The 9961-nt window shown below is 67.3% G+C and carries 7 protein-coding genes; 2 read left to right on the forward strand and 5 right to left on the reverse strand.

Annotation, left to right across the window (positions count from 1 at the left end):
- Positions 1-109: 109 nt before the first annotated feature.
- Together ABF648_RS11120 and ABF648_RS11125 are read right to left on the reverse strand one after the other, a co-directional pair.
- The gene (locus ABF648_RS11120; protein ID WP_415632326.1) at positions 110-2173 is read right to left on the reverse strand and encodes a fructose-specific PTS transporter subunit EIIC; all 2064 of its coding nucleotides are present in this window, start codon (positions 2171-2173) and stop codon (positions 110-112) included.
- Between the two features lie 51 nt (positions 2174-2224).
- On the reverse strand, positions 2225-3181 hold the full coding sequence (locus ABF648_RS11125) for a 1-phosphofructokinase family hexose kinase (RefSeq protein ID WP_415632327.1): 957 nt from the start codon (positions 3179-3181) through the stop codon (positions 2225-2227).
- Positions 3182-3527: 346 nt separating this feature from the next.
- Between ABF648_RS11125 and ABF648_RS11130 the strand changes: the two genes are divergently transcribed.
- A complete protein-coding gene (locus ABF648_RS11130; protein WP_415632332.1) occupies positions 3528-5054 on the forward strand; it encodes an aspartate:alanine exchanger family transporter in 1527 nt (508 codons plus the stop codon).
- A 131-nt stretch (positions 5055-5185) separates the two neighbouring features.
- Here ABF648_RS11130 and ABF648_RS11135 read toward each other — a convergent pair whose 3' ends face one another.
- On the reverse strand, positions 5186-6031 hold the full coding sequence (locus tag ABF648_RS11135) for a hypothetical protein (RefSeq protein WP_415632328.1): 846 nt from the start codon (positions 6029-6031) through the stop codon (positions 5186-5188).
- A 252-nt stretch (positions 6032-6283) separates the two neighbouring features.
- On the opposite strand from ABF648_RS11135, the gene ABF648_RS11140 reads away from it, so the two are divergent.
- On the forward strand, positions 6284-7966 hold the full coding sequence (locus tag ABF648_RS11140; RefSeq protein WP_415632329.1) for an MFS transporter: 1683 nt from the start codon (positions 6284-6286) through the stop codon (positions 7964-7966).
- A gap of 89 nt (positions 7967-8055) precedes the next feature.
- On the opposite strand, the gene ABF648_RS11145 is transcribed toward ABF648_RS11140, so the two are convergent.
- Together ABF648_RS11145 and ABF648_RS11150 are read right to left on the reverse strand one after the other, a co-directional pair.
- Positions 8056-9519: an FAD-dependent oxidoreductase gene (locus tag ABF648_RS11145; protein ID WP_415632330.1), complete on the reverse strand. Its 1464-nt coding sequence runs from the start codon at positions 9517-9519 to the stop codon at positions 8056-8058.
- Between the two features lie 66 nt (positions 9520-9585).
- Positions 9586-9961, reverse strand: a 376-nt coding sequence (locus ABF648_RS11150; protein WP_415632331.1) for a MerR family transcriptional regulator, incomplete at its 5' end; no start/stop codon positions are given.

Consider the following 9961-nt stretch of genomic DNA (forward strand, 5'->3'; position numbering starts at 1 on the left):
CCCCCCCCCCCCCCCCCCCCCCCCCCCCCCCCCCCCCCCCCCCCCCCCCGCGGGGGGGGCGCCCCCCCCCCCCCCCCCCCCCCCCCCTTCAGCTATCAGACGTGCCGGTTCAGGCGGGGACGGGGTCGGTACCTGCCTCCGCATCATGCGCCTTGGACTTCTGGGCAGCGCCCTTCAATGTCGTCACCACGAGGGCGGCGACCACCGTCCCCACGACGATGGAGAGCACCCATGCCCACAGATTGCCGATGGCGAAGAAGACGAAGATGCCGCCGTGCGGGGCCTTCGACGTGGCACCCAGGCCCATGGACAGAGCCCCTGTGACGGCACCGCCTGCCATCATCGACGGGATGACGCGCAGCGGATCGGCGGCCGCGAAGGGTATGGCTCCCTCAGAGATGAACGACGCGCCGAGCAACCAGGCGGCCGTGCCGTTCTCCCGTTCGGCGGGGGTGTAGAGCTTGGGCCGGATGGCCGTGGAAAGAGCCAGGGCCAGCGGGGGCACCATGCCGGCGGCCATCACGGCCGCCATCACCTTGAGTGAACCTGTGTTGGCCACATTCAGATTCGTCGTGGCGAACAGATAGGCGGTCTTGTTGACCGGGCCACCGAGGTCGAAGCACATCATGAGACCCAAGATGATGCCCAGCACGATGGCCGATGCCCCGGTCATGGAGGACAATCCCTGGTTGAGCCAGCCAATCAGCGCCGCGATCGGGCGTCCGAGGACCACATACATCAGGCCGCCGGTGACGATCGAGCCGACCAGCGGGATGATCACCACCGGCATCAGGCCGGCCAGCCAGCGCGGCGGATGCAGGGTGGTGAACCAGTAGGCCACCAGGCCACCGATCAGGCCGCCGACGATGGCGCCGAGGAAGCCTGCGCCGGTGAGACCTGCCACGGCGCCACCGACGAATCCGGGCACGATGCCCGGCCGTTCGGCAAGGCCGAAGCCGATGTAGCCGCCGAGGGCGGGCAGCAGGAAGCCGAATGCCGCCTGGCCGACTGCGAACATCACCGCGCCGATATAGGTCATCAGTGCCGATCCGGCCAGCGCATGCGCGGTGGGGGCCGGCAGATTCCAGAAGCTGTTGTGCAGCGCGATGTTTGTGCCGTCGTTGGCGATCTCGTAGCCCCCGAACAGGAAGCCCAGTGCGATGAGCAGGCCGCCTGCCGCGACGAAGGGGATCATGTAGGACACGCCGGTCATCAGCGACTGCTGAATGCGCTTGCCCCAGCCGAGTTGCGATCCGGCCTCGGCGGCCGATTCGGACGAGCCCGTGGCATGCACGCGGTGCGCCTGCGGATCGTCGATGGCTGCCAACGCCTCGGCGACCATGGCGTCGGGTTCGTTGACGGCCCTCTTGACTCCGGACTCGATGACCGGCTTGCCGGCAAAGCGGTCGCGTCCCTTGACGCCGACATCGGTGGCGAAGATGACGGCATCAGCTGCGGCGATGGTCTCGGCCGGAAGCGGGCTGTAGCCGCTGGAGCCCTGCGGCTCGGCCTGCAGGTCGACCCCTGCCTTCTTGCCAGCCTCGGTGAGGTAGTCGGCGGCCATGTAGGTGTGCGCGATCCCGGTGGGGCAGGCCGTGATGGCGACGATATGACGCACGCCGTCGGCATGCCCGGTGGCCCTCGCGGCTGGTTCAGCCGATTGTGCGCTGTCTTCTGCGGAGGCCGCCGCTCCCCCCGGCCGGTGGTCTGGTGCGGCTGCGCCAGGTTCCACGACGCCGCGGACCAGCGAGACGATCGCATCAGCATCGGGGGCCTGACGAAGCGACTCGACGAAGTCCTTCTTCACCATCGCCCGCGCGAGCCGGGTGAGCAGCTTCATGTGCTCCTCCCCACCGGCCTCGTCGGCGGCTATCAGGAAGACGATGTCGGCGGGTCCATCCGGTGCACCGAAGTCCACCGGATCACTCAGCCTGGCAAACCCGAGCGAGGAGCGTGTGACGGCAGTCGAACGGCAGTGCGGGATGGCAAAATGCCCGGGCATGCCAGTGGCGAATTTGTCCTCGCGGGCCAGCGCATCTCGTGCCAGCCCTTCGGCCTCGGCGCGTCCTGCATCTGCGACCAGATTCGCGAGGCCTGTGATGACGTCACTCTTGGTGGGTCCCAGGTCCACGTCTAGGGCGACCAGCCTCGGCTCGATGAGTGATTCGGACATTGCAGTGGTCCTCTCGTGATTCACACCGTGTGGAATTCAGAAGCGTGGAGCTCAGCAGCGTGTGAGGCGGACCGGTACCTGGCCGGCCTGGGTGGGGAGCGGGATGGTGGAACCTGGTAGCGCCGCGGCGGCGGTGCCCCAGGCGACGGCGGCGCGCAGGGACTCCCCGAGCCCGGCGCCCGTCGTGAGACCGATCAGCAGTCCCGCCAGGGAGGAGTCTCCGGAACCCACCGTGGAACGAACCTCGATCGGCCCGGCGACCGCATACCAAGCTTCCTCGGGTGTGACGAGCAGGGCTCCGGCACCGCCGAGGGTGACCATCGCCATGGCGATGCCCTTGGCGACCAAGGTGCGGGCCAAGTCGGTGACAGGTCCGAGATCACCGCGCGAAGCGGCCTGTTCGAGCTCGGGACCGTCGCCTCCGCAGATCTGGGCCAACTCGACCGAATTGGGTTTCACGAGATCGGGAGCGGACTGCGGGAGGGCCTGGGCCAGGGCACGCAGCGGTGCATCGGAGGTGTCCACGGCGATCTTGGCGCCGCTGGGGCGCAGCCTGGTGACCATGTGGGCATACCAGTCATCGGGCAGCCCCGGTGGCAGGGAGCCTGTGAGCACCACCCACTCGGCGTCCTGGGCAGCCTCGAGCACGGCATTCTCGAGCTGGGATCTTTCGTCTGGGTCAATCGATGCGCCCGGAGCGTTGAACTTCGTGGTGGTGCCGTCGGGTTCGGTGACGGTGAGGTTCGTGCGAACCGGTTCTGCGATGGGCACCGCACTGCAGGGCAGTCCGGATTCGCTCATACCGGCCAGGAGCGGATCGTGCTGCGGCGCCGGGACGACTGCCAGGCACTGCAGGCCAGCGCCGTGCAGTGCACGGCAGATGTTGACTCCCTTTCCGGCGGCGACGGTGGAGATCTGTTCGAGGCGATGCACCTGTCCTCGCACGATCGGCCCGCCGAGGCTGGCCGAACGGTCCAGGCTCGGGTTGGGCGTGACGGTGACGATCATGTGGAACTCACTTCGAGAATCATTGGCCCTCCCGGCAGTCGTGGAGCGATCATCCCGTCAGCGGCGATCATCCCGTCAACGGTGATGGGCGGCTTGCCGCGACCTGTGCTCTTGAGTGTTCTTCTGCATATTGCCCTGGCTTCTTCCAGTGCCACTGCCTATAACTTAAGCCTGATTCCAACATTGCGCGAGATCAAGCCTCCACACCGAGAACCCGAAACCCCGACTTGGGAGGTCAACCAGCACGGCGAGCACATCCCAGGGCGGCGCAGCCATAGGATCATCGGGTCAAGCACAGGAGATTCTGGTGATCGGCTTCCTCGCGTCCTACCCACTCGTGACGATTATGGGTGTGCTCGCCCTCGGCGCGCTGTTCGGGCAGATTCCCTTCGGCCCGCTGCGCTTCGGTGCTGCCGGTGCCCTGTTCATGGGCCTGCTGGTCGGTATGCTGAGCCCGCGGCTCGGCGAGAATCTGGACCTGGTGAAATCGCTCGGGGTGGTGCTGTTCTGCTACTGCGTCGGTCTGGGCGCCGGCTCCACCTTCATGTCCGACCTGCGCCGCCAGTGGTCGCTGATGGTCGCCGGCATCCTGGGGCTGGGAGCGATGGCCGGATTCGGCGTGGTGGCGGGCAAGCTGGTGGGGCTCAGTCCGGCGCATGTTGCCGGAATGTATGCCGGCGTGCTCACCTCACCCGCCATCGACGCCGCGCGCAGAGCAACCGGAGGTGATGCCGACACCCTGGTGGGCTATGCCGTCTCCTATCCCACCGGCGTCGTGGTGGCCATGATCATCGTCGCCATGGTGGCCACCAAGCACTGGCCAGGGCGCCGTGACAATGTGTCGATGGCTGAGGCCGGCATCACCGCGATCAGCGCAGATGTGACGCACGACACCCCCATCGGCGAGGTGCCCGGATGGCCCACCAAGGTGCGGATGAGCTATCTGCGGCGGAAAGGCCAGATGCGGGTAGCCAGCCCGGAGGACCACCTGCGGCACGGCGATCTGGTGCTGGTGGTGGGCATGCCCGATGACGTTGACAAGGCCATTGAATTCCTGGGGCAACGGTCCCGGACCAGTCTCACGGAGAATCGGCGCGATGTAGATTTTCGGCGGTTCGTGGTATCCAACCCGCACCTGCTGGGGCTGAGCATCGGCGAGATCAACGTGCGGGAGAACCTCTCCGGAGTCATCACCCGGGTGCGCCGCGGTGACCTCGACATGCTGGCCACCGACGACCTCGTCCTGCAACCCGGCGACCGGGTGCTGGTCGTGGTGCCCAGGGGACGGCTCAGTGATGCCGAGGATTTCTTCGGCGATTCGGAGGCCCGGGTCTCCCAGGTCGATGCGCTCACCCTCGGCCTGGGGATCGCGCTCGGGCTGCTGGCCGGCGTGATCACCGTGCCGCTGCCCTGGGGCATCCATTTCCAGCTCGGGAATGCTGCCGGGCCGCTGATCATGGGCATGGTGCTGGGCGCGCTGCACCGCACAGGTCCGTTCCGCTGGGACCTGCCGCACTCCACCAGTTCCATCTTGCGCCAGCTGGGTCTGATGCTCTTCCTGGCCTGCGTCGGGCTGGCGACCGGGCCGGCATTCCTCGACCAGGGCATCTCGCTCAACGGGCTGAAGATCATGATCCTGTCGGTGTTCAGCATGGCGCTCGGCGGCGTGATCCTGCTCGGGCTTGCCCGCTGGCGGGGTCTGTCCGCGCAGCGCGCCACCGGCGGTTTTGCCGGATTCGTCGGACAGCCCGCGGTGCAGAGCTATGCGAATTCGCTGGTCAACGACGAGCGAATCGACTCCGCCTACGGGGCGCTGTTCGCCCTCGGGACCGTCGTGAAGATCCTGCTGGTGCAGGTGATCGCACTCAGCTGACCGCCCAGCTCGCCGCCGTGCGCCCGCGTGGCACTGAGCTTCCGTACCATCAGGACAACGAGCCGCTGCTCAGCGGCCGTTGGAGGTCGTCGGCACAGCTCACCCCGGCCCCAGCCGACATGGCGGCCCAGCTAGGCCGAGGCGGACGCCGCAGGCGACAGTGACGGCATGGCAGCGGACGGCGAGGCCGAGGCGGACGGCGAGGCCGAGTCCGCCGGCGCCGGTGTTGCCGAGGACGCATCAATGATCTGGTCCGCGGGCGGCGCACTGATCGGGGCCACGGCATTCCAGGTGTCCAGGTTCATCGATCCCCCCGCAGTGGTGACACGGACTGGCAGCAGATCACCGGTTCGTGCGATGAGCGACTTCCTCTCACCGCCGCCGAGCGAGTACACCGGCGCATCGGCATCGGTAGTCACCGTGACAGATGACCCGAAATCGGCTGCAGACATCGTCGAGTAGGCGATCCTGATGATCTCCGGAGGCGACATCTGCAGTATCTGGTCGCGCAACGAATCATTGACTCTCAACCACCGGCCTCCGATCGTGGCGATCTCGTCGGTGCTGAGCTTGCCCTCGTCCTTCCAGTAGGCATCATTGCCGCGCTCATAGCCCACGCCGTCGACAACGAGCACTTCGTAGGAAATGTCGTCATAGCTGTAGCTGCCGTGCATCACGGACTTGTCGAGGGTGCCGCTCACCTCGAAGCCCACACTGCGCTGCGAGCTGTCGGTGCGCGTACCACTCAGGTGCACAGACGAGGCCGCCAGTGCCGCGTCCTGAGAGCCGGACAACAATGCGCCGACCGTGATCGCGGCAGCAGATCCCGACGAGACGCCGCCGCCCGGGGAAGTGGTGGCAGCAGTGGAACTTCCGGTGTTCTGGGAAGTGGGTTGGGACGTAGCCGAGCACCCTGCGATCACGGGCACGGCAAGGGCTACGAGGCTGACGATCGCGACGAAGCGCTTCGTGGGCATCTGACTCCAGCCGGTTGGTCGATGGTCGCCCGAGGGACGAGTGCCCGCCTGCGGGCGCTGCTGCCATGGTGCCACGACCGGAACCGAGGTCCTGCTTCACCGGGCAGAGAGTATGTTCGCGTGGGACATTTTGAACCCACCGTGAGTCTTCCGGCCCGGATCGTGGATGTCCCGCTGCGGACCAGTGGAATTCGGGAAAGCCACGACCGAGAGTGCGAGTCTGGGCCGACCGGAAACAGGGAGGAGGCAGCCATGTCCAAGGTGTCTCCGTGGACACCGCTGCGCAATCGCGCCTATCTCATGCTGTGGACGGCCCAGATGGGCACCAACCTCGGCGTGTGGATGCAGACCGTCGGGGCGCAGTGGTTCCTGGTGGCCGTGGGTGCCAGCGCCGTCTTCGTCACGCTCGTGCAAACCGCTCTGACAGCGCCTTATGTGCTGCTGAGCCTGCCCGCCGGAGTGCTCGCCGACTCCCATGACCGCCGTCGGGTGCTCATCGCGGCCAACGGATTCGCCGCGATCATCTGCCTGATCCTCACCGGGGTGGCGCTGACCGGCTGGCTGGAACCCATCGGCCTTCTCGCGCTGACCTTCTTCATCGGTTGCGGAGCCGCGATCAATGCGCCTGCCTGGCAGGCCGTGCAGCCTTCGCTGGTGCCGCGCGAGCAGATCCCTGCCGCCGCCGGGCTTGCGTCGATCACCATCAACGGGGCACGGGCGATCGGCCCTGCGGTGGCCGGTTTCCTCGTCGCACTCGGCGGCCCGACCATCGTCTTCGCGCTCAATGCCGTGGTCTACTGCGCCGCGACGGGGATCACCCTTTCCTGGCACTCCCCCGAAGAAAAGCAGACCACACCGGAACGGATCCGGCCGGCGCTGCTGGCGGGGATGCGCTATGTCAAGGCAGCACCCCATGTGAGCCGGATTCTGCTGCGTACCGCGCTGTTCACGATCCCGGCATCGGCGCTGTGGGCCCTGCTGCCGGTCGAGGCGAGTGGACGCCTGAGGCTCGGTTCGGGCGGCTACGGAATGCTGCTCGCCTTCCTCGGAATGGGTGCGCTGAGCGGCATCGTGCTGCTGCCCTGGCTGAGGCGCTTCTTCAGCTACAACCACATCATCGTGTTCATGTCGCTGGGCTACGGCGTGGCGACAGTGGCCATTGCCATGCTGCCGCCATGGGGCGCGGCGGTGGGGGCCCTGCTCGCCGGGGCATCGTGGATGTGCACCTTCACCACGCTGAACTCGCTGCTGCAACTCACCCTGGCGCCGTGGGTGAGGGCGCGCGGGATGGCCACCTATCTGTTCACCGTGATGTGCGCCCAGGCGCTGGGTGCCCCTGCCTGGGGTGTTGTCGCCACCATGACGAGCGCCACGAAGGCGCTGATCGCGGCAGGTCTGGCGCTGCTCGTGCTGGTGCCGCTCTCGGTGTGGGCATGGCCGCTGTATCCGAAGACCGGTCAACTCGACATCAGCCACGACCCGTTCAGCCACGACCTGTCGATGGCGCACGAGATCGACCCCGAGGTGGGCCCGGTGCAGGTGCAGGTGAGCTACCGGGTGCGGGCCGTCGAGGCCGAGAGGTTCGTGCAGGCGATGCGGCCGGTGCGGCTGTCACGGCTGCGGACCGGCGCCATATCGTGGTCGCTCACCCATCGGCTGGAGGATTCGGGGCTTTTCTTCGAACGGTTCGCCTTACCCACCTGGGGCGAGTACATGCGCCAGCAGAACCAGCGGATGACCGGCTTCGACCGGGCGAACATCCGTGCGGCGCTGCGCTATGTCAACGACGAGCCACGGGTGCGCCGCGAGCTGCCCGCCGCGATCGTCATCGACGAAGAGGACGAGTCAGAACTCTCCGCGCAGCAGGCTGCGGCCTTTCCCATCGTGGAGGAGGCGGACATCCCCATGGATGAGAAGCCGGAATCCGGCAGCTGAGCGCCCAACTTCTGCGGGAGGGACCCACCACCGGGCTGCGCCTGGCCCAGGCTGGACTCCAGTGGGCTGTACCCCAGTGCGGGTGAACCTCAGTGCCCCGGATGCAGCACGGCGTCCTGTTCCGCGGCGTCGATGATGCGTGCGATGGGACGGCCCTGGCGTGCGCCGCGGGCATCCTCGGCGAGTTCGAGCCGATGCCAGTCCTGCCAGCCGATCGGCTCGACACCCCGCTGGGCCAGCATTTCGAGGACTTTGTCGGGCCCGGGATCGGGAGCCCGCAGCAGACCGTGGCCGAGATCGGCGAGAAGGGCCTCCAGGACCGCATCGGCGTCCATCCGGGTGAACCGGAAGCCGGCAACATTGCCCCTTCGCGCCCACCCCGAGACGTACTCGCGGGCCTGGACGCGGCCATCGTCGAGCAGCCGGGTGTCCTGGGAAGGGACGATCCTGCGGTTCGCATCCCAGGGAAGCCCCTCCAGGTGGGCCACATCATCACCAATGGCAGTGACAACCAGCTGGGCAGGAAAATTGTTTCTGACAACGGGCTTCGCAATGAGCTCGGGAGGCTCTGCGTGCTCCCCGTCCGGTGGGAGTACCCGCGCGGCATCGAGCTCAGCTTCTGGAGCTCCCGGGGCTGCCGCCTCGGTGGCGCCGACCACTCCCGTCACCCCGTGGGTGCCGACGATCTCCACGGGACGATGCTGGAAGACGATCCGCAGGTGGGCGTGGGGCTCGTCTGCCTGGCGGCCGGCAGCTGCACCGAAGGCTGCCATGTTGTCCTGGCAGCGCTGGTCGGCGTCCTCGGGGAGTTCGGCGATATCCGCTGGATCGATGTCGATGGCGAGCCTGTCAAGATCGAGCACCTCCTGCAGAACCTTCGTCTTCACCCTGATCCGGTGAGCGGGCGCGATATCCATGATGGTGACCCGCGGGACTCGGTGGGCAGCCAATTCCTCGATGACCTCGGTGGGCATCTGGGTGTCCGCGAATGCCCCAGCAGGCTTGAGCAGGACCCGGGCGATGTCCAGCCCGACATCGCCGAGGCCGATCACCACTGCCTCACGAACGCCATCCAGATGGATTCGGGGTGCGCTCGGCAAGCCGGTGTACCAGCCGAAGAAGTCATCCGCGGTGTACACGCCGTCGAGGCCCTCACCAGGAACCCTCAGGTGGTGGGCAGTCCTTGCGCCGATCGCCCAGATCACCGCGTCGTAGTGGGCAGCCATTTCGGCACGAGTGATGTCGGCGCACACCGTCACCCCGGCAATCAGCCGGAGACGCGGATCGGCGAACAGCTCCTCGAACTCCGCAACGATGGTTTCTGGCTTGCGGTGATCCGGGGCAACACCGTGACGAAGCAGCCCGAAGGGGACTGGGCGCTGCTCGTAGACATCGACGTGCACCTGGGGCAGACGCTCAAGCAGCCTCGTGGCGCAGTACATGCCGCCTGCGCCCGATCCCACGATGGCCACGTTCAGGACGGTCCCTTGCGGTGCCCCGCCGAGCCCCTCTGCAGTGGCCACAGCGGTTCCGTCAGTCTTGTCCACGTCCATGCGGCCAAGACTAGACAGTCAGCCCCGGGGCGGGGATGTCGCGCCGGCAGAACAGAGGTCCGCCGCTCACCTCTCGATGGCGGGCGGGGGTGCATGGCGGCGGAACCGCGAGAAGTCCACATCGCCCTGGGAACCGGCCATGAAGACGCGCTGCACCTGCTCCTGCATCTCGGTCATCTGGCGGATCATCTCGGTCATCTGCTGGGCGCGCTCACGCATGACGGCGATCTCGTTCTCCAGCTCGATGATGCGACGGATGCCGCTGAGGTTGATGCCCTCCTGCTGCGACAGATGCTGGATGAGTCGCAGCCGGGAGATGTCACGCGGGGAGTACCGGCGGCCGCGCCCCTTGGCCCGGGGGGGGGCCGCACCCGCCCAAACGGCACTCCGCCCCGGCGGCCGGGGAGTTTGGTGTCGGCGGAGCGGGTGCGCCAGAGATAGA

The organism is Propionibacterium sp. (assembly GCF_047719395.1).
Taxonomy (GTDB): domain Bacteria; phylum Actinomycetota; class Actinomycetes; order Propionibacteriales; family Propionibacteriaceae; genus Propionibacterium.

Excerpts from the sequence above, each read along its gene's own strand:
- ABF648_RS11120 (WP_415632326.1), bottom strand. The coding sequence starts at position 2,173 with ATGTCCGAATCACTCATCGAGCCGAGGCTGGTCGCCCTAGACGTGGAC.
- ABF648_RS11125 (WP_415632327.1), bottom strand. The coding sequence starts at position 3,181 with ATGATCGTCACCGTCACGCCCAACCCGAGCCTGGACCGTTCGGCCAGC.
- ABF648_RS11130 (WP_415632332.1), top strand. The coding sequence starts at position 3,528 with ATGGGTGTGCTCGCCCTCGGCGCGCTGTTCGGGCAGATTCCCTTCGGC.
- ABF648_RS11135 (WP_415632328.1), bottom strand. The coding sequence starts at position 6,031 with ATGCCCACGAAGCGCTTCGTCGCGATCGTCAGCCTCGTAGCCCTTGCC.
- ABF648_RS11140 (WP_415632329.1), top strand. The coding sequence starts at position 6,284 with ATGTCCAAGGTGTCTCCGTGGACACCGCTGCGCAATCGCGCCTATCTC.
- ABF648_RS11145 (WP_415632330.1), bottom strand. The coding sequence starts at position 9,519 with ATGGACGTGGACAAGACTGACGGAACCGCTGTGGCCACTGCAGAGGGG.